This is a genomic window from Cellulomonas sp. ACRRI, assembly GCF_022346185.1.
In the GTDB taxonomy this organism is placed as follows: domain Bacteria; phylum Actinomycetota; class Actinomycetes; order Actinomycetales; family Cellulomonadaceae; genus Cellulomonas.
In genome coordinates this window covers 1-19,973 of sequence record NZ_JAKRMS010000086.1, presented here as the reverse complement: position 1 = coordinate 19,973, position 19,973 = coordinate 1, and the positions used below count along the sequence as shown (strand labels likewise).

Here is a 19,973-nt window from a genome sequence, read left to right as displayed (position 1 = left end):
CGACCGCGCCCGGGGGCGGCCCGGAGGTGGGGGGGGCGCGGGGGGCCGCCGGCGCGGAGGCCCGGGGGGCGGTGACCGCGGCGGACCGCGGCGGCCCGTACGTGGGGGCCGTGGGACGGGACCCGGGTGCCACGGCCCCGACGTCCGGGCCGCCGCGGTCCGCGGCGGTCACCGCCCCCGGGGCCTCCGCGCCGGCGGCCCCGCGCGCCGCCCCGACGTCCGGGCCGCCCGCGGGCGCGGACGCGCCGACGCCGGGAACCCGGACGTCCGCCGGCGCGGACGCTTCGACGCCGCGGACCGAGAGCCCCGCCGGCGAACAGGCCGCCTCAGCGGCGGGGTCGACCCCCGGCGCCCCGGCGGGCCTGCACGCGCCCGGCCTCGCGGCGGCGGACCTGCACGTGCCGCCTCCGCCCGTGTCGGACGCGCCGTCGCCGGACGCGTCCGAGCCGTTCGGGTCGCCCGCGTCGGAGTCGCTCGGTTCAGCCGCGTCGGAGTCGCTCACGCCGGTCCTGCCCGTGCCGCCCTCGGTGCCGGCGTCGGCGTCGCACTCGCCCGACGTGCCCGCGACCCCGCCCGACGTGCCCGCGACCCCGCCCGACGTGCCCGTTCAGCCGACGGTGCCCGTTCCCGATCCCGCGGCGGCACCTCCAGCGACGGCGCCGCGGCACGCGGCATCGTCCGCCCCCTCGCCGGCCACGCATCCCGCGCCGGCGGCCGACGCCCCGGTCGGCCTGCCGGACACGACCGTCCCGACGGCGAGCCTCGGCGACCTGGAGCACACCCGCGTCGGCCGGTGGGCGGGCTCGCTCGACGCGGCGTCCACGCTGGCCCTCGTGCTCGACACCGGCGAGCACGTCACCGTCACCGGCCCCGGTCTGGTGGGTCGCCGCCCGGTCCCGGGGTCCGAGCAGTGGGCCCACCTGGTCACGATCGACGACCCGGGCCAGTCGGTGTCCTCGACCCACCTGGCGTTCTGGCCGGTCGACGGCGGCCTCGACGTGCTCGACCGCGGCTCCACCAACGGCACGGTCCTCCTGGACGCGGTAGGCAAGCCCTGGAGCCTCCCGCCCGGGCAACCGGCCCGCGTCGGCGCCGGCTGGACCCTGGTCCTGGGCAGCCGCCGCATCACCGTCACCACGGCCTGACGCCGAGGTCGAGCGTTTCCCGCCCGAGACCCCGGAGAACCCCTCGACGTCGCCGAGAAGCCTCGACCTCGCCGTCCGGGGAGCCGCACGGGGTGACGCTCACCCCGTGCGGATGAGGTGACGTGCACGCCCCCGGCGGCAGCATGGTCGCAGCCGGGACTCCCGGCAGGCGCGCCGCCCCGGGGCCGGGGGGACCGGGGCCGGCCGCGCCGCCCACCCCGCAGCACTGACCCGGGTCGCGCCGTGTCGGCCGCGCCGCCCACCCGGGGCCGAGTCCCGGCCGCGCCCTCCGGCCGCTCCGTGCGCGCCACCCCGCGAGCGAGCAGCCGACACGTCGAACGAGCACCCGGCGGATGCACTCTCGACGTGTCGGTTGCACGGTCGGCGGCGCGGGCGGCTGCCGGTCGGCGGCGCGGACGGCTGCCGGCCGGCGCGCGGACCGCTGCCGGCGGCGGGACCGCGTCCGGCGGGCGGCGCCCGCTCCGTCAGAGGGTCGGCGGGGTCCAGGCCAGCTGGACGACCTGGCGGCCCTCGTCGCGGGTCACCAGCTGCGCGCGCCCGGCCACGGACGGCACGGGCTTCGCCCCGCCGACCAGCGCGCCCTCGTCCGGGCTGCCGGACATGACGATGCCGGGCGCGGCCAGGTCGCGGAGCGCCTGCAGCACGGGCTCGTACATCGCGCGCCCGGCGCCGCCGGACCGGCGGGCGAGCACCAGGTGCAGGCCCACGTCGCCGGCCTGGGCGAGCAGCGGCACGAGCGGCTGCAGCGGGTTGCCGGTGGTCGTCGAGACCAGGTCGTAGTCGTCGACGATCACGTAGACCTCGGCGCCGGTCCACCACGACCGCGACCGCAGCTGCTCGGGGGTGACGTCCGGGCCGGGCAGCCGGGTGCGCAGGTAGTCGGCGAGCCCCGCGATCTCGGCCGCCGCCTGGTCCTGGGTCGTGAAGTAGCCCGCGAGGTACTCCTCGGGGATCTCGCCGAGCAGCGACCGCCGGAAGTCGACGGCGAAGATCTGCGCCTGCTGCGGGGTGTGCAGCCGGCGGACCTCGGACGCCACGGCCCGGAGCAGCGCGGACTTCCCGGAGCCGCCGTCGCCGAACGCGTACAGGTGCGGCTCCTCGGCGACGTCGATCCCGACCGGCGCGAGCGCGGCCTCGTCGATGCCGAGCAGCAGCCGGCGCGCGTCGGCGCGGGCGTCGGACCGGACGTGGTCGAGCGTGACCTCGTCGGGCAGCAGCCGCAGCTTGGGGCCGGCGGGACCCTGCCACGCGGCGTTGACGGTCTCGATGAGGTGCGCGACGCCGGCGCCGAGGGTGTCGGGCGAGGAGTCGCCGTCGACGCGGGGGAGCGCGGTCAGCACGTGGTGCTTCGACACGGCGAGGCCGCGGCCGGGCCGGTCCTTGGGCACGTTGACGGCGACCTTGCGGTCGATCTCCGAGTCCATCGGGTCGCCGAGCCGGAGCTCCAGCCGGGTGCCGAACAGGTCCTTCACCTGGGTGCGGAAGTCCATCCAGCGGGCGGCGGACGCCACGAGGTGCACGCCGAACGTGAGGCCGCGGCCGGCGAGCGCCTGGATGCGCGGCTCCAGCTCGTCGAACTCGGCGCGGATCGTGGACCAGCCGTCGACGAGCAGGAACACGTCGCCGTAGCCGTCGTCGGCGGTGCCCTGCGCGCGGCGGGTGCGGTAGGTCTCGATCGAGTCGATGCCGTTCGCCCGGAAGTACCGCTCGCGCTCGTCGACGATCGACTCGACCTCGGCGACCGTCCGGCGCACGACGTCGGGCTCGGCCCGGGAGGCCACGCCGGACACGTGCGCGAGCCCGGCCAGCGGGGCGAACGTGCCGCCGCCGAAGTCGAGCACGTAGAACTGCACTTCGAGCGGCGTGTGCGTGAGCGCGAGCGCCGTGACGACGGAGCGGAGCACGGTCGACTTGCCGGTGCGCGGGGCGCCGACGACCGCCATGTGCCCGGCCGCGCCGCCGAGCGACACGGTGAGGTTCTCGCGGCGCTGCTCCAGCGGCCGGTCGACGGTGCCGAGCGGGACCGTGAGCGTGCCGGCGGACCGCCAGCCCGGGGACACCAGGCCGAGCCGCGGGTCGGCGACCAGGTCGGGCATGAGCTCGTCGAGCGTGCGGGGGACGACCAGCGGCGGCAGCCACACCTGGTGCGCGGGCGGGCCCTGGCCCTTCATCCGCTGCACGGCGATGTCGAACGTCGCGCGCGACTCCTCGGGCTCGGTCGCCACGACCTCGGTGGTCGCGGGCTCGACCTCGACCGCACCGAGCACCGGCGCGGCGGTGAACGACTCCAGCCGGGTCAGCCCGGTCCCCGCGACGGTGCCGCCGGCCGCGGCCCGGCGCCGGGCCTTCGGCGGGCCGGAGACGTAGGCGGCGCGGAACTGGATCATCGTCGTGGTGTCGGGCTTCAGGTAGCCCATGCCCGGCACCGGCGGCAGCGTGTAGGCGTCGGGGACGCCGAGCACGGTGCGCGACTCGGCGGCCGAGAAGGTGCGCAGGCCGATCCGGTAGGACAGGTGCGACTCGAGCCCGCGGAGCCGGCCCTCCTCGAGTCGCTGCGAGGACAGCAGCAGGTGCATCTGCAGCGACCGGCCCAGGCGGCCGATCGTCACGAACAGGTCGACGAACTCCGGCTTCGCGGACAGCAGCTCGGAGAACTCGTCGCAGACGATGAGCAGGGCCGGCAGCGGGGCCAGGTCGGTGCGGCCGCCCTTGCGGGCCTTCTCGTAGTCGGCGACGTTGGCGAAGTTGCCCGCGGCGCGCAGCAGCTCCTGGCGGCGGACCATCTCGCCCTGCAGGGCGTCCTGCATGCGGTCGACGAGGGTGAGCTCCTCGCCGAGGTTGGTGATGATCGCCGAGACGTGCGGCATGTCCGCCATGCCGGCGAACGTCGCGCCGCCCTTGAAGTCGACGAGGACGAAGTTCAGGTCCTCGGACGAGTGCGTCATCGCGAGCGCCAGCACGAGCGTGCGCAGCACCTCGGACTTGCCGGAGCCGGTGGCGCCGATGATGAGCCCGTGCGGGCCCATGCCCTGCTGGGCGGACTCCTTGATGTCGAGCGCGACGGGCTGGCCCTGCGGCGTGACGCCGATCGGCACCCGCAGCCGGTCGCGGGGCAGGCGGGGCCGCCACGCGACGTCCAGGTCGAGGTCCCGGACGTCGCCGACGCCCAGGAGGTCGACCAGCTCGGACGACACCTCCTCGTCGCCGCGCTCCGGCCCGGACTCGACGTGCAGCGGCAGCAGGCGGCGCGCGGTGGCCTCGGCGTCCGCGACGGACATCTGGTCGCCCTCGACCCGCACCGGCGCGTTGCCGAGCCGCAGCACGTCGACCGGCGCGCGCACGGCGTCCTCGGTGGCGACCGCCCCGCCGACGTTGAGCCGCAGCGTCGTGGGCTCGTCGAGCTCGTCCCAGCGGTCGGGCAGCTCCAGGACGGTCACGCCGAGCACGCCGTCGGTGGTGAGGATCGCGTTGCCGACCGGGACGTGACCGCCGTCGACCACGACCAGCACGTGCGGCAGCGGCGCCTCGGCGGCGTAGCCGAACCGCGGCCGGTCGACGAGGTCCTCGGGGAGCAGCGACTCGACGTCGGCCAGGGTGGTCCCGATCATCCGGGCGGCGCCGACGGCGTCCCGGGTCCGCGTCGAGTGGGCGTGCGGCAGCCACTTGACCCAGTCCCACTCGGGGAGGGCGGCGTCGCTCGCCACGACGGCGATCTGCAGGTCCTCGGGCGCGTGGAACGTCGCGAGCTGGCTGACGACGGCGCGGGCGAGGGCGCGCGTCTCGGTGGCGGCGCCGGTGACCTCGATGCGGGCGACGGACCGGACGTCGAACGCCAGCGGGACGCCCTGCTGCACCCGGTGGGTCACCAGGAACCGGTGCGCGGCGGACGCGGCGACGGGGTCGAGCTGCGCCAGCGGCGGCGTCTGCGGCGCCTCGAGGTCGAGGCAGAGCGGCTGCGCGCCGACGCCGACCCGCGCCACCAGGAAGTCGTCGTGCTGCGACCGGCGCTCCCACACCCGGGTGCGCTCCTCGGCGACCGCCGGCAGGGCCCGCGGGTCGGGGGAGGTCCACTCGGCGGCGCGGCGCTGCGCGTTCGCGGCCTGCCGGACCGAGTTCCGCAGGTCGGACAGGTAGGCGAGGTACTCGCGCCGCGCACCCACGACCTGGGCCTGGTGCTGCGACCGCTGCCGCCAGCCGTTGACGCCGACGAACCCGAGCGACGCCAGCAGGAACATGCCCGCCGTGATGAAGCCGCGCGGACCGGGCTGCGTGGTCGCGACGAACACGATCGACCCGACCGACCCGAGCATGGGGATCGCGTTCGCGAGCATCCCGCTGATGCCGTCGGAGGCCTGGATCTCGGGCGGGGGCTGCAGGACGACCTGTCCGCTGGGGACGGCGGGCGGCTCGAGGCGCGTCCCCTGCTGCGGCGCGATCGACATCGTCGGCGCTCGGTCCCTCCTGCCGGGCGGGGAGCCAGACGCCCCCCGACGTTCCTGTGGCGTCAACCTACCCGCACGGGCGCGCGCGGGGCGGTCGGCGTTCCACCGTCCGGGCGATCCTCGCCGCGGTGCGCCCGGACCGGGGGACGACCGGGGTGCTGACCGGCCCTGACCGCATAGCATGACTGGCGCCGCGCCCGGGGGCGGGCGGGACCGCCGCCGACGCCCCGCCGGGCGCGCGACCGGCGGAGGGAGAGCGCGTGACGGTGCAGGCGACCGGCGCACCCCTGACGCGCGTCGCCGTGCACCTGGGCACCCGCCGCCTCGACGTCGCCCTGGACGCCGGCCGCACCCTCGGCGAGCTGCTCGCCGCCGCGGGTGTGCCGCTCGTCCCGGGGATGCTCGCCCTCGACTCCGCGGGTCGCGTCCTCGACCTCGCCGCGCCGGTCGCCGCGCAGGTGGCCGACGGCGCGGTCGTGCACGTGGTCGCGCCCGCGCCGCGCCCGCGGGGCCGGGCCGCCCGTGCGCGCGCCGGCTGGGTCGCCCGCCGGCCCGACCCGCAGCCCGCGCTGCTGGGCGCCGCCGCGGCCGCGGCGGGCGTGCTCGCGGCCGTCGCCCTGATCGACCCCGTCGCGCGGGGCTGGCTCGCGCTCGCCGCCGCCGTGCTGCTGGGGGTGGCCGCCGTGGCGCTCGCGGTCGTGCCCGTCGCGTCGGCGACCGCCGCCACGCTCGCCGCGCCCGTGCTGGCGTTCGCCGCGGGGGTGGCCGCCGTCGACCCCGCCGGGTCCGCCGACCGCCGGCTCGCGCTCGTCGCCGGGCTGGTGTCCGCGACCGCCGTCGCCGCGGTGCGCTGGGTCGCCACCCGGGCGGAGCGGCGGGGCCAGGACGTCGCGGGGGTGCTGGTCGTCGCGGTCGGCGTGGTGGCCGGGCTGGCGCTCGCGGTGCTGCTGGCCGGGCTGCCGGGCGTGGTCGCCGCGGCGGTGCTGCTGGGCCTGACGCCGGTCGGCCTCCGCGCGATCCCCGTCATGGCGCTGTCCGTGCCGGACGAGCAGCTGGTCGACCTCGCGCACGTCGCCCGCACCGCCCCGTCCGTCCGCGGGCCGCGGCCGCGCGGGCTCGGCCGGGTCAACGAGCGCCAGGTCGTCCGCACCGTCGACTCCGCCGAGCGCCGCACGGACGCCGGCGTGCTGCTGGTGTGCGCGCTGCCGCCCGTGCTGGTCCCGCTGGTGCTCGTCGCGGCGCTCGGCGACCCGCAGCGGGCGACGCTGCGCGGCTGGGCGGCGGTCGCCCTCGTGGCGGCGCTGGTGGCCGTGCTGTCGCTGCAGCCTCGGGCTGCGCGGGGGCCGGTCGCGCGCTGGGCGCCGCGGGTGGCCGCCGCGCTCGTCCTCGTCGAGCTCGCGGCGCTGGGCGCGCCGCGGCTCGGGCCGGACGCGGTCCTGCTGGCCGCCGGGTGCCTCGTGGTCGCGCTGGCCGCCGCCGCGATCGGCGTGGCGCTGGGGCGCGGGTGGCAGTCGGTGGTGGCGTCGCGGTTCGCGGACGCGGTCGAGGGCCTGGGCGTCGTGCTGGCGCTGCCCGCGGCGCTGGTGGCGGCGGACCTGATCGAGACGCTGCGGCGGGTGACGTCGTGAGGCGGTGGGCCGGGCGCGGCGGGCGGGGCGCACCGGGCAGGGGCAGGACGACAGCGACGACGGGGGAGCCGACGTGGACCAGACGATGAGCGCGATGCCGGTCGGCACCGTCGCCGTCCGCACCTGCGCGAGCTGCCACCGGCCGCTGGCCCCCGACGCCCGGTTCTGCACCGCCTGCGGCGCCCCTGCGCAGCCCGACGCCACCGTCACGGTCGTCGAGGGCGCCCAGGGCCGGGCCCGCGCCGACGCCCGGCCGCGCGAGCCGCGCCCCGCCGTGCTGCACCCGGCGTTCGGCGACGCCACCCCCGCGGGGCCCGGCCGCCGCGTGCTGGCCTACGCGGTCGACGCCGTGGCCGTCGGTGCGGTCGCGGGCGGTCTGCTCGCCTGGACCGGCTCCTGGCTGCTCGCGGCGCTCGTCGTCGTCGAGCTCGCCGTCGGCCTGCTCGTCTGGGAGGCGCACACCGGACGGACGCTCGGCAACACCGTCCTCGGGCTGCGCACCGCGCGTGAGGAGACGCCGTACTCGGTCGGCCCGGCGCGCGCATTCCTGCGCGGGCTGGTGCTCGCCGCCGGCCACGCCGCCGCGGGCCTGGGGCAGTGGGTGGTCGTCGCGTCCGGGGCCTTCGACAAGACCGGGCGGGCGCAGGCGTGGCACGACCGCGTGGGGCGCGCCGTCGTCGTGGACGTGCGGGCGCACGAGCGGGCCGTGGAGGAGGCCGCCGAGGCCGAGGAGCGCGCGGGGGCCGTGGCGGTGGGGGCGGCGCCGCGCGCGGCCGCGCAGGTCGGCGCCCCGGGCGTGCCGCAGCAGCAGACCGCGGGGGCGGCCCCCGGGCGGCCGCCGGTGGTCGCCTCGGCGACGCAGCCTCCCCGCCCGCTGCAGGTCGGTCCGGCCGCGGTCACCGCCGCCGTCCCGCCGACCCCGGCGACCCAGCCGCCCGCGACGGTGGCCACGCCGGCCGACGGCGGCGCGGGAGCCCCGACCGGTCGTCGGGCCGCGCGTGCCGCGACCGCGCAGGCGTCGGCGGTCCCGACGGCGCCCCCGGCCGCAGCGGCGCAGCCCGCCGCGGAGGCCCAGTCGGTCGGCATCCGCCCGGTGGTCCCGGCCCGGCCGAACCCGGAGCCCACCGCCCCCCGCGTGGTGCACCACCAGGCGCAGCCGTCCCCGTTCCTGGTCACCCTCGACACCGGTGAGGTCATGTCCGTCACCGGCCCCGGGCTCATCGGCCGGGCCCCGCGCCCCGCCGCCGGCGAGCGCTGCGACCACGTCGTCGTGGTGGACGACCCGGAGCGCAGCGTCTCGCGCACGCACGCCCGGTTCGGGATCGAGGACGGCACGTTCTGGGTGTCCGACGCCGGATCGGGCAACGGGACCACGCTGCGGCTGCCCGGCGGGCGGGTCGTGCCGGTGCCGGCGGACCAGCGGGTGCTGGTGCCGTCGGGGTCGACGATCCAGGTGGGGGACCGCGGGGTGCGGATCGACGCGCCGGGGGCGGCGCGGGGCTGAGCGGGCGCCCGCCGCCCCCGCTGCCGGCGGCCGCCGGCAGCGCTCGGGCGGCTGGTCCACGACGGCCCGGGGAGGCCAACGTCCTCAGGCGTGGGCGTTGCCCGACGCGAGAGTCGTCAGGTAGTCGGCGACCGTCGCCACCTTGCGCCCCAGCGCCCCACACCGGGTCGGCCACCGCATAGGCGCCCGTCCCATCGAGCCCTGAGTCGCTCGCGACCGCTCGGAGCGTGTCGACGGTCGGCTCCATGCCCGACGAGCAGGACGTGAGCGGCGGACGGACGTGCCCATCGCGCCGAGCTCGGAGTCTCGAGCGCGACCCAGCTGGTCGGCGCTATCACCCACGGCTCCCCTACGGGTACGTGGGCGGTTCCCCGTGCGGGGATGCGGGCGCGCGTCGAGCCCGTCGTCGCGAGACCAGGACGGCGCCCGCGATCCCCGCGACGAGGACCGAGATCCCGCTGCCGACGAGGACCGCGACCGATAGCCCGGTGCCGCGCCCCGCATCGGCGGGCGGCGCGCCTTCGTCCGCGGCGGCGTCAGCCGCGTCGGCGGCCGACGTGGGTTCCGGACCTTCGTCGGTGCCGAGGACGTCGGCGACGGTCGGGTCGGTGCCGTCGTCCAGAAGGAACGGGTTCTCGTCGAGGTACGTGGTCGGGTCGACCGTGAGGAGTGAACGGGGACTGACCGTTCCGTAGCCCCATGTGGTGTCGTGAGGTGCGGGCTCGTCCGTCACCTGGGCTCCGGTGGTGCGAATGAGTGCCTGCAGGATCTGCCCGTCTGTCGCCTCCGGGTACAGCGACCAGAGCAGTGCCAGAGCACCCGCGGTGTACGCGGTCGCGTTCGACGACCCGGTCGTCGTCCCATACGAGTCCCACGGCGCGACCAGAGTGCGGATGCGTGCCCCGGGCGCCACCACCGAGAGCTTGCTGCCGACCGGGCTGCCTTCCGCGAGGGTCGCATCCGAGGTCACCGTGCCAACGGTGACGACCCCGTTCGCGATGGCCGGCATTCCGCTCAGGAAGCCGTCGTTGCCTCCTGCTGCGACGACGATCACGCCGGCGCGGAGCGCGTCTGCCACGCCGTCGGTCGTGAACTTGCCGGCCCCGGGCACGGCGATGATGTCGGCACCGTCGGCGATGGCGTCCCGGATGGCGTCGTCCTGGTAGTTCTCCTGACCGCCGGGCGTCTCGCACGGCTGGTCGCCGTTGCGGATGGCGTAGGTCCGGACGGTCGCCCCAGGGGCGACACCGGGGATACCCGGCGCCCCGCCGGTGCCGGCGTCGGTGCCGGCGATCATGGTGGCGATTGACGTCGTGTGCTGCGCGACGGGCTCGGCCGAGGTGGCGGGATACGCCTCTCCGCCCGGTTCGGCGGCGCAGTACGACGGTTCGTGCGGCTGCACGTCGGCGCCCGCGAGGTCGGCGACCCCCGGGTTCACCGCTTCGTCGAGCACCGCGATCGTGATGCCGGTGCCGGTCGTCCGCTGGTGGATCTCAGCGAGTCCGGTCGCCTCGTAGTACCAGCGGCCGTCATCGGAACCGGGCACCGCGGCGTGGGCCGTGGGCGCGACGAGCAGCGCGCCGGTCGCGACCATCGCCGCGACGGCTCCCGACCCGCGGGGGCGACGCGTCACAGCTGGTTCCGCGTCGCCCTCGCGGGCGTCGACGAGGGCGTACCGGCCGCGCAGCTCACCAGTCGTCCTGGTCGTCCGCGGCAGTCGGCGCCGGGGCGACCGCGCGGAGGGAGTCCCGACCACCGGCACGCGCGGCGGCGCCCAGGTCGGGCGCCTCGGCGCCGTCCTCGACCTCGATATCCGGGGCGAGCAGCCCGCCGGACGCACGGCGCTTGGAGCCCTTCGCCGCGCCCGCGCCACCGCCGCCACCCATCGGGGCGCCCGCCATGCCGCCGGTACGAGCGCCCGACGCACCGGCGCCCGCGGCACCGGCCTGGGAGCCCTGGACCAGGGCAGACGTGGAGCCGGAGAGACCAGAGCCGGAGGTGCCTGCGCCGACCGTGCCGAGCGGGACGCCCGTGCCGGCACCCAGGCCGCCGACGCCGCCAGCGCCACCGAGGCCGCCGACGCCACCGAGACCACCCGCACCGCCGCCGGCGGCGAGCCGGTTCAGGCCCGCGCCACCGAGCGCCGCACCGCCCACGGTCAGACCGCCGGCGAGGCCGCCCGCGCCCAGACCGGCGAGCCCGTTCGCGCCGTTGGTGCCCGAGGAGCCGGACCCACCGAGGAACGCGCCACCGCCGCCCGCGCCGGAGCCGCCGGGGACCGTGCCGCCGACGAGGCCGTCCGAGGACGTGCCATCACCGGAACCGGGGACGTGCCCGCCGCCGAGGCCGCTGCCGCCGCCGGTCGAACCCCCGCCGGTCGAGCCGCCACCGCCGAAGATCGGGTCCTTGCCCACGGAGCCGCCACCCGAGTCGTTGCCCCCGTGACCGCCGGAGCCGGTGGGCACCCCGCCGACCGAGTTGCCGCCGGGCGTCCAGGACGACCCGACGAGGCCCGCGCTTGCGCTCGTGCCCGGGGAGTAGGAGTCGACGCCACGCCCGGTCCCGCCGGACGACCCGCCGGACCAGCCGCCGGAGACGTTGGTGCCGCGGGGCCCCGCCCCGCCGCCTTCGGCGCCCGTCGTCCCCGTGGTGGGGTCGGCGCTGCTGCGCGCCGTCGTCGGTGGCTCGAGGCTGATGGTGCTCAGGGAGGAGTCGAGGCGGTTGAGGGCGGCTGCGGCTGCGGCTTCGCGCGCGGCCTCGCGCTGCCTCGAGATGATCTCGCCGGCCACGACGCCCGTCACGGTCCCGAACCCGGGGAGCGCCACGGTGGTCGCGGCGGTGAGGCCAGTGCGCTCGCCCCACGACAGCTCGCCGTCGGGCAGGTCGGCATAGGCCTGCTTCGCGGCGACGATGGCGGCGGTGGCCTGCGCGCCCCCCTCCGCCAGGGTGGTCAGGTAGTCGGCGACGGTCGCCACCTCGCGGGCGAGGGCGGCGAAACGCTCGGTCGCGGCGTCGGCGCCTGCACCCTCCAGCCCCGGCTCGCTGCCGACGGCGCGGAGCGTGTCGACCGTCGTCTCCATGCCGGACGAGTACGAGGACAGCTGGCGGACGGACGTGTCCATCGCGCCAAGGTTCGCGTCTCGAGTCCGACCGAGCTGTTCGGCGTGGTCACCCATGGTTCCCCCTTGCATACGTGGGCGGTTCGTCGTACGAGTGGCCAGGCACGGTCGCCTTCCGTCGCCTGAGGAAGACGGCGGTGACGACGCCAGCGACGAGGACGACGGCGACGGCGCTACCGACCACCACACCCAGCGGGAGGTCGGGACTCTCTGTCGTCTCGCCCGTCGTCGTGCCGCCGTCCGTCACCGTCCCGCCGGACGAGGGTTCCGCCGTTGGTGCGGTACCGGGACCGGTACCGAGGACCTCAGCGGGAGTCGGCTTGGTGCCGTCGTCGAGCAGGAAGGGGTTCTCGTCCTGATAGGTCGTCGGGTCGACCGAGAGCAGTGACCGGACGTTCAGCGTCCCGTAGCCCCAGCTCCCGTCGTGTGCTGCCGGTTCGGCGGTCACCTCGCCGCCGGTGGTTCGGATCATCGCCTGGAGCAGCTGGCCTCCGGTCGCCTCCGGGTACAGCGACCACAGGAGTGCGAGCGCCCCGGCCGTGTAAGCCGTCGCGTTGGAGGAGCCGGTGGTGGTGTTGTACGCGTCCCAGGGCGCGACGAGTGCGCGGACATGCGCGCCCGGGGCGACCACGGCGAGGAGGTCGCCGCGCGGGCTGCCGTCGGCCAGGGTCGCGTCCGGAGTGACCGTCCCGACGTTGACGACGCCGTTCGCGACGGAAGGCATCCCACTGATGAAGCCGTCGTTGCCGCCCGCGGCGACGACGACGGCGCCCGCGCGCAGCGCCTCGGCGACGCCGTCCGTCGTGAAGCTCGCTGCCCCCGGAACAGCGATGATGTCGGCTCCCTCCGCGACGGCATCCCGGATGGCGTCGTCCTGGAGGTCCTCCTGGCCCGCGGGCGTCTCGCAAGGAGCTTCGCCGTAGCGGACGGCGTACGTCCGGACCGTGGCTCCGGGGGCCACGCCGGGGATGCCCGGTGCCCCGCCCACGCCTGCGTCGGTGCCGACGAGCATCGTCACGATGGACGTGGTGTGCTCCGCGACCGGCTCGGTCGAGGTGGCGGGATACGCGTCGCCCCCCGGCTGGGCGGCGCAGTACGAGGGCTCGTGCGGCTGCACGTCGGCGCCCGCGAGATCGGCGACGGCCGGGTTCACCGCCTCGTCGATCACGGCGATCGTGACGCCTTCACCCGTCGTCCGCTGGTGGAGGTCGGCGAGCCCTGTCGCCTCGTAGTACCACCGCCCGTCCTCGGCGCCGGGAACGGCTGCGGCAGCTGCCGCGGGCACCACGAGTGCGACGACCGCGACAGAGGTGGCGAGGACAGCGCCCTGCCGAACGGATCGACGACTTCGCATCAGAACCGCGTCCGAGCGAGCCGACCCGGTCCGCCGGTCGCGGGGGTGGCCGAGGTGCCCTCGAGCCGGGCCGCGAGCACGCGCATCTGCTCCTCGACGGCGGCGTCCTGCTGCTCCAACGAGAGCGCGCTGTCGGCCAGCGCCTGCCGGCACGCGTCGATGGTCTCGCGGATGGCGGTGAGCCGGTTCTCGGCGTCCCGGAGGGCGCTCTCGTACTTCGCGGAGAACGTCTGCGCGCTCGGGATCTCCGGCCACGCGCTGGACTGGCCCTCGCGCAGCCGGGCGATCTGCCCCTTCAGCCGGTCCGTGTCGTCGAACAGCGTCACGAGCTGCCCCAGCCGGGCCTGCAGGACCTGGGTCCTGACCTCGACGTCGCCTGCCACGTCCGTCCTCCGCAAGAAGTCTCGTCCGCGTCGCCCCCTGCGACGCGATGGCCGCGCGGTCGCGCCGCTGCCGTCGTGGGTGACGGCGGGCGCGACCGCGCGGGTCGTGCTGGGTCGGCGTCACGCGCGGGGCGCGGCGCCGGGGTGGTTCACCAGCGGGCGGCGTTGGCCCGCTCGGTGGACTGGTACTCCTCGCCGGAGGTCGACACCGCGCGGCCGACGTCGGCCAGCAGCGCCTTCATGTCCGTCAGCGCGGCCTCCCACTTCGCCTTGGCGGCGGTGTAGGCGGTCGACGCCTCGCCGGACCAGTTGGCCCGGAGCGGCTGCAGGGAGCGGTCGAGGTCCGCCAGGCGGGACTCGATGTTGCTCGCGCTCGACTGGATGTCGGCGGCGGCGGTCGACAGACCACCGAAGTTGACCTTGAGGTCAGCCATCGTCTCGTCCTCTCCCGGTCAGCCCAGCCGGCCCTGAAGGCGGCTGAAGGTGGACTGCTGCGACTCGTCCGACGCGGTGTACGTCGACTGCGAGGTGAGCAGGTTGGCCTCGAACTCGTTGAGCGCGGACACGATCTTGTTCGCGTCCTCGCGCCACCGGGCCATCAGCGCGTTGAACGCGACGGCGCCCTGGCCCTGCCAGTGCGACCCGATGCCGGACAGCTTGCCCTCGAGGGCGCTCAGCTCGCGCTGCAGCTCCCCACGGCTCTGGACCACGGCGTCGGCGCCCTGCTTGAGCGCGCCGTCTGCTGCGGAGACCTCTGCTGCCATGTCACCTCCCCCTACACGGCCCGGTGGGCCTGCCTGACGTGCACCCCTGCGGCGCCGCCTGTGCCCGAGCTCACTCGACCCCGGAACCGCGACGAGGCTAACCGACAGGTCGCGGACGCGTCAGGTGAGATCACCCTCCCTGTGGACAACCACGCTGACTGGTGTCACGGATCACCCGATCGGCCCAGTCCTCCGGCGTGTTCTGTCGCTCTCCGTCCCATTTGCCGGGCGCGGCGCACTCCGGGAGGGGGACCGCCGACCGGGGGTCGGGCCCCCGAGTCCACCCGGACGGCCGCGCCCGGCCGTGCGCTCCGCGGGCGGGATCCCCGGCCGTCGCTATGCTGACCGCCGACCTGCCCAGGGAGTACAGGGGACCCGATGACAGACGCACCCGCCGCCACGACGTCCGTGGGGACGCTCGTGCGGGTGTCGGTGACCGCCGGGGACCGCCGCCTCGACCTCGGCATCCCGGGCGCCGTGCCGATGGCCGAGGTGGTCCCGGGCCTGGCCCGCGCGCTCGGCCTGCTGGACGCCGCCACCGCGCACGGCGGGTACCGCCTGGTGCGGGCCGACGGCACGCCGATCGACTCCGCGCGCAGCCTGCTGGCCGAGGGCGTCGAGGACGGCGCCGTGCTCACGCTGGAGTCGGGCGCCCGCCGCGAGGCGGAGCGGATCTACGACGACGTCGTGGAGGCCGTGGCCGACGCGGTGGAGAACCAGTACGCCCCGTGGACGCCGCGCGACTCCGCGCTGAGCGCCGCGTGGGCGGCCGGCGCGCTGCTGCTCGCCGGGGCCGCCCTGCTGCTCGGCGCCGACCAGGCGTCGCTCGTGCCGCCGGTGGTCGCCGCGCTGGCCGCGGTCCTCGCGCTCGTGGCCGGAGCCGTCGTCGGCCGCGTGGGCACCGAGCCCGCCGCGGGCCGGGTGCTCGTGCTGACCGCGCCCGTGCTGGCCGCGGTCGCCGGTCTGACCGCGACCTCCGCTCCGCCGTCCTGGGGCTGGCCCGCCGCGCTCGCGGGGACGGGGGTGCTGGTCGCCGGCCTCCTGGGGATGCCCGCGCTCGTCGACCGCCGGGAGCTCAGCGCGGCGCCGCTGGCCGGCGGGCTCGCGCTCGCCGTCGCCGGCACCGCGATCGCGCTGACCGACGCCCGCCCCGGGGAGGTGCTGGCGGTGGTCGTGGCCGTCGTCGCCACCGCGAGCATCGGGATCCCCTGGCTCGCGCTGTCGAGCACGCCGCTGCGCGTGGTGTCGCCGCGCAACGAGGCCGAGATCCTCGCGGACCCGCCCGCGGTGCAGTCCGCGCGCGTCCGGGCGCAGCTCGCGGCCGGGCACCGGATCCAGGTGTCGCTGCGGGTCGCGATCGGGGTGCTCGCCCTGGTCGCCGCGCCGGCGGTCGTCGCGACCGGCGTGGCCGGGACCCTCCTGCTCGTGCTCGCCGCGGCGGGCCTGCTGCTCGCGACGCGGCAGACCTACTCCCGGCTCGACGTGCTGCTCACGGTCGGGCTGTCGGTGGCGCTGCTGGTCGTCGTCGCGGTCGTGGCCGCCGCGCAGCACCCGGGCTGGCGCCCCGCGCTGGTGGGCGTCGCCGGTGCGGCCGCCGCCGTCGTCGTCGGCCTGGGCCTGGTCGCGCCGCGCCGCCGTGTCGGGCTGGCGCGGCTCGGCGACTTCCTGGAGATCGCCTGCCTGGCGCTGCTGCTGCCGCTCGGCGTCGTCGCGGCGGGCCTGGTCTGACCCGTGGCGTCCAAGCGCGACCTCGTCGAGGCGCAGAGCTACAGCCGCCGGCGCCTGCTGACCGCGTTCACCAGCGGCGCGCCCGGCGGCCGGGAGCTCGAGCCCACCAAGCCGCTGCGCGGCGTCGTCGCGGGCGTCTCGCTGTCCGTGCTGCTGGTGCTGGGGAGCCTGGGCTTCGGCCTGCTCAGCCCCACGCTGCCGGACGGCTGGGACGACCAGTCGCTGATCATCGTCGAGGGCGACGGAAGCCGGTACGTCGGCATCCAGGGCACCCTGCACCCGGTGCTGAACGTGACGAGCGCCCGCCTGGTGCTCGACTCGGGCTCGTTCCACGTGGTCGACGTGAGCGAGGACGACATCACCGACGCGCCGCGCGGCGCCACCCTCGGCATCCCCGGCGCGCCCGACGAGCTCCCGCTGGCGAGCCGGCTCGCGGCGACGGGCTGGCAGGCGTGCGTCGCGCCCGACGGCGGCACCGCGCTGACGATCGACCCCGACGCCCCCGCGCCGGCCGCCGACCCCGGCGCCGGCGCGCTCGTGGAGGCCGACGGGACGCTCTACCTGGTGTCCGACGGCACCCGGCACCGCATCCCGGCGAGCGACGAGGCCGCCGTGCTGCGCGCGCTCGGCCTGGACACCGCGACCCCGATCACCGCGGGCGCGGACTGGCTCAACCTGGTGCCGGCCGGCTCCGACCTGGCGCCGCTGACCGTCGCGGGCGCGGGTGCCGCTGCGCTGCCCGAGGGCGGGCTGCCGGTCGACACGCGGGTCGGCACGCTCGTCGAGGTGACCGGCGTCGGGGACGGCGCCCGGCGCTACGTGGTGGACGCGAAGGGCGAGCTCGCGCCGCTGACGGACCTCGCCTACCCGCTGTACCTGCTCGGCGCCGGCGAGCTCGCCGCGCAGCCGCTGCAGGTCACCGCGGCGGAGATCGCCGACGTCCGCACCTCCGCGACGCCGGTGGCGCCCGACGACCTGCCGGCGACCGTGCCGACCCTGCCCCGCTCCGGGTCGACCGCGTGCGTCGTCCTCACCACCGGCGACGTCGAGCGGGTCGACCTCGTGCTCCGCGACGCGGCCCAGGTCGCCGCCGGTGTGCGCGTCGCGCCGGGCTCGGGGGCCCTGGTGCGCGCCCAGACGACCGCCGGGGCCGCCGCGACGGTGCGGCTGGTCGACGGCTCCGGCCGGGCGTACCCGGTGCCGGACGCGAGCGACGAGGTGCTGGCCCGCCTCGGCTACGCGCCCGACGACGTGACCCGGGTGCCGCCGGCCTGGGCCGACCTGCTGCCGACCGGGCCGGACCTGACGGTCGAGGCCGCCGCCACCGAGGTGTCGGGAGGGACGGCGGCGGCGACCGGCGTCACCGGCGCGGGCTCCGGCGAGGACGCGGGCGCCGGCGCCGAGGCCCCGTGACGGGCTCGGCCGCGGGCGGGCGCCGCGGTCCCGTGCGGCCGGCCCGGCGCCCGGTGCGGCACCCGGCGCGCGGCGCGGCGCGGCGGTCCCCGCAGCGCACCACGGCCCTGTCCGGGCTCGCCGGCCTCGCCGCCACGCTCCTCGTCGCGGGGCCGGCCGCCGGCGTCGCGCTCGCCGGCCCGTCCCCGGTCCCCGCACGGCTCCCCGCCGCGACGACCACCCAGTGCACGCAGGAGAAGACCCAGTACGTCGCGGAGGCACCGCCCGCGCTGACCCGGCTCGCGGCCGAGCGCGCGTGGCGGTCCGCCACCGGCGCGGGCGTGCTGGTCGCGGTCGTCGACTCCGGCGTGGACCCCGGCAACGCGCACCTGACCAGCGCCGTCGTCCCGGGGGTCGACCTGGTGGGCGTCGCCGGCGACCCGGCCGGCCGCACGGACACCGCTGGGCACGGCACGGCCGTCGCCGGCCAGATCGCCGCCCGCTGGCGGGACGACCTGGGCTCGGGCGTCGTCGGGCTCGCGCCCGCGGCCACGATCCTGCCCGTCCGCGTCTACTACGCCGACGACGACCGGGCCCGCGAGCAGGGCGTCGCCCCGGACGCGACGCGGATGGCCGCCGGCATCGACGCCGCGGTCGCCGCGGGCGCCCGGGTGGTCAACGTCTCCATGAGCACGCCGAACGACACCCCGGCCCTGGCCGACGCCGTCCGGCGGGCGACCGCGGCCGGCGCCCTCGTGGTGGCCAGCGCCGGCAACCGGAACACCAGCAGCGACGAGACCGACGGCCCGCGGTACCCGGCCGCCTACGACGGCGTGCTCGCGGTGACCGCGGTCGACGTCGACGACCGGCCGGCCGGCGACGCGATCCACGGCGACCACGTCGACGTCGCCGCGCCGGGCACCAACGTCCTCACGACCTTCCACGCCGCCGGCGACTGCATGCTGTCCGGCGAGGGCACGTCCACCAGCTTCGCGACCGCCTACGTCAGCGCCGCGGCGGCGCTGCTGGCCGAGCGGTACCCCGAGGAGACCCCCGCGCAGTGGGCGTACCGGCTCGAGGTCACGGCCGCCCGCGCCCAGCCCGCCGAGCGGGACGACATGGTCGGCTGGGGCGTCGTGCGCCCGGACGCGGCGCTGGAGTTCGTCGACGACGGCACCGCGCCCGGTCCGGTCAGCCCGGTCCACGGGCGCGCCGCCGCGCAGGCCGCGGACGTGCGGACCGTCGACGTCTCGCCGCGGGAGGACCCGCTGGCCGGAGCGCGCGCGGGTGCGGTGTGGTGGGGCATCGGCGGGACCGCGGTGGTGCTGCTCGCGGCGCTGGCAGCGCGCGTCGCGGGGCGTCGGCGCCGGGGCTGACCTCCGGCGCGGGGCGACCCCGGCGCGGGCCGACCGCCGCGGGCCGACCCGGGCGCGCCGGCCCCCGGTGCCCTCAGCCCGCGACCGCGGGCGCGGCGGCTGCCGCGCGCAGCCGCTGGGCCCGCTGGGTCCGCACCCCGTCGACCGTGAGCAGCACCAGGGCCACCCACACCAGCCCGAAGCCCCACCACCGGGCGGGCGGCATCGTCTCGTGCAGCACCAGCACGCCGATCACCAGCTGCAGCACCGGCGCCAGGTACTGCAGGCTGCCGACGACGCTCAGCGGCAGCCGGCGCGCCGACTCCCCGAAGAGCAGCAGCGGCAGCGCCGTCGCGATCCCGGTCCCGGCGAGCGCGAGCGCGTGCCACGTCCCGGTCGCGGTGAACGTGGAGCCACCCGTCGTCCCCAGCCAGACCAGGTACACCGCGGACACCGGCGCCAGCACGAGGGTCTCGGCGGCGAGGCCGGGAGCGGCGGCGACGCTGCGCCCCACCCGGTTCTTGAGCAGCCCGTAGACCCCGAACGACCCGGCGAGCGTCAGCGCCACCCACGGCAGCCGCCCGAGCCCGACCGTGATGACGACCACCGCCGCGACGCCGAACCCGAGCGCCACCCACTGCGTCCGGCGCAGCCGCTCGCGGAGCACGACGACGGCGAGCAGCACCGTGACGAGCGGGTTGATGAAGTAGCCGAGGGCGGCGTCCACGACGTGGCCGCCGAGCGCCGCGAAGACGAACGTCAGCCAGTTCACCGCGAGCAGCACGGACGCCGCCGCCACCAGGGCCATCGTCCGGCGGTTCCGGAGCACCACGCCGAGCGCCCGCCAGGTGCGGGTGGCCGACAGCACGACCGCGCAGAAGACCAGCGACCACAGGACCCGGTGCGCGACGACCTCGACGGCGCCCGACGGCTTCAGCAGCTCGAAGTACAGCGGCAGGACGCCCCACAGCAGGTAGGCGCCGACGCCGGCGGCAAGGCCGCGGGGGTCGAGGGCGCCGGTCGTGGTGGGGGCCGCGGCGGCCGCGGCCGGGGGCGCGACGTCCACCACCAGGTTCAGCCGGCCGGGGTTGGCGAGCATGCCGACGACGGCCGCGCCGGGGGCCATCCGCCACGGGCT

The 19,973-nt window shown here is 77.4% G+C and carries 14 protein-coding genes; 6 read left to right on the top strand and 8 right to left on the bottom strand.

What is annotated here, in order from left to right:
- Positions 1-413 precede the first annotated feature (413 nt).
- Positions 414-1,145, top strand: coding sequence for an FHA domain-containing protein (locus tag MHY85_RS14725; protein ID WP_239197580.1), 732 nt, complete (start codon positions 414-416; stop codon positions 1,143-1,145).
- Between the two features lie 485 nt (positions 1,146-1,630).
- Here the strand turns inward: MHY85_RS14725 and eccCa are convergent, their stop codons facing one another.
- A complete protein-coding gene (gene eccCa / locus MHY85_RS14720; RefSeq protein ID WP_239197578.1) occupies positions 1,631-5,608 on the bottom strand; it encodes a type VII secretion protein EccCa in 3,978 nt (1,325 codons plus the stop codon).
- A 260-nt stretch (positions 5,609-5,868) separates the two neighbouring features.
- Here eccCa and MHY85_RS14715 point away from each other — a divergent pair, with 260 nt between their 5' ends.
- Both MHY85_RS14715 and MHY85_RS14710 read left to right on the top strand, forming a co-directional pair.
- Positions 5,869-7,236 (top strand): hypothetical protein, encoded by a 1,368-nt coding sequence (locus tag MHY85_RS14715; RefSeq protein WP_239197576.1) that lies wholly within the window; start codon positions 5,869-5,871, stop codon positions 7,234-7,236.
- A gap of 85 nt (positions 7,237-7,321) precedes the next feature.
- Positions 7,322-8,740 carry an RDD family protein gene (locus MHY85_RS14710; protein ID WP_239197574.1) on the top strand — a complete coding sequence of 473 codons (1,419 nt, stop codon included), beginning with the start codon at positions 7,322-7,324 and terminating at the stop codon, positions 8,738-8,740.
- A 349-nt stretch (positions 8,741-9,089) separates the two neighbouring features.
- Here MHY85_RS14710 and MHY85_RS14705 read toward each other — a convergent pair whose 3' ends face one another.
- The 6 genes from MHY85_RS14705 to MHY85_RS14680 form a co-directional block, all read right to left on the bottom strand.
- Positions 9,090-10,334 (bottom strand): S8 family serine peptidase, encoded by a 1,245-nt coding sequence (locus tag MHY85_RS14705; protein ID WP_239197572.1) that lies wholly within the window; start codon positions 10,332-10,334, stop codon positions 9,090-9,092.
- Between the two features lie 94 nt (positions 10,335-10,428).
- Positions 10,429-11,862, bottom strand: a complete 1,434-nt coding sequence (locus MHY85_RS14700) for a hypothetical protein (protein ID WP_239197570.1) — start codon at positions 11,860-11,862, stop codon at positions 10,429-10,431.
- A 46-nt stretch (positions 11,863-11,908) separates the two neighbouring features.
- A complete protein-coding gene (locus tag MHY85_RS14695; protein ID WP_239197584.1) occupies positions 11,909-13,213 on the bottom strand; it encodes a S8/S53 family peptidase in 1,305 nt (434 codons plus the stop codon).
- Complete coding sequence (locus MHY85_RS14690; RefSeq protein WP_239197568.1) at positions 13,213-13,596, bottom strand: hypothetical protein; 384 nt, start codon at positions 13,594-13,596, stop codon at positions 13,213-13,215. Before MHY85_RS14690 ends, MHY85_RS14695 begins: the two co-directional genes overlap by 1 nt.
- 149 nt (positions 13,597-13,745) lie before the next feature.
- Complete coding sequence (locus MHY85_RS14685) at positions 13,746-14,030, bottom strand: WXG100 family type VII secretion target (RefSeq protein WP_147795412.1); 285 nt, start codon at positions 14,028-14,030, stop codon at positions 13,746-13,748.
- Between the two features lie 18 nt (positions 14,031-14,048).
- Positions 14,049-14,360 carry a WXG100 family type VII secretion target gene (locus MHY85_RS14680; RefSeq protein ID WP_147795413.1) on the bottom strand — a complete coding sequence of 104 codons (312 nt, stop codon included), beginning with the start codon at positions 14,358-14,360 and terminating at the stop codon, positions 14,049-14,051.
- Between the two features lie 378 nt (positions 14,361-14,738).
- Between MHY85_RS14680 and eccD the strand changes: the two genes are divergently transcribed.
- The 3 genes from eccD to MHY85_RS14665 are packed head-to-tail and all read left to right on the top strand — an operon-like array spanning position 14,739 to position 18,856.
- Complete coding sequence (gene eccD, locus MHY85_RS14675) at positions 14,739-16,088, top strand: type VII secretion integral membrane protein EccD (protein WP_239197566.1); 1,350 nt, start codon at positions 14,739-14,741, stop codon at positions 16,086-16,088.
- Between the two features lie 3 nt (positions 16,089-16,091).
- The gene (gene eccB, locus MHY85_RS14670) at positions 16,092-17,501 is read left to right on the top strand and encodes a type VII secretion protein EccB (protein ID WP_239197564.1); all 1,410 of its coding nucleotides are present in this window, start codon (positions 16,092-16,094) and stop codon (positions 17,499-17,501) included.
- Positions 17,498-18,856, top strand: coding sequence for a S8 family serine peptidase (locus MHY85_RS14665; protein WP_239197562.1), 1,359 nt, complete (start codon positions 17,498-17,500; stop codon positions 18,854-18,856). Before eccB ends, MHY85_RS14665 begins: the two co-directional genes overlap by 4 nt.
- 73 nt (positions 18,857-18,929) lie before the next feature.
- On the opposite strand, the gene rarD is transcribed toward MHY85_RS14665, so the two are convergent.
- The gene (gene rarD, locus MHY85_RS14660; RefSeq protein WP_239197582.1) at positions 18,930-19,934 is read right to left on the bottom strand and encodes an EamA family transporter RarD; all 1,005 of its coding nucleotides are present in this window, start codon (positions 19,932-19,934) and stop codon (positions 18,930-18,932) included.
- Between the last annotated feature and the right edge of the window lie 39 nt (positions 19,935-19,973).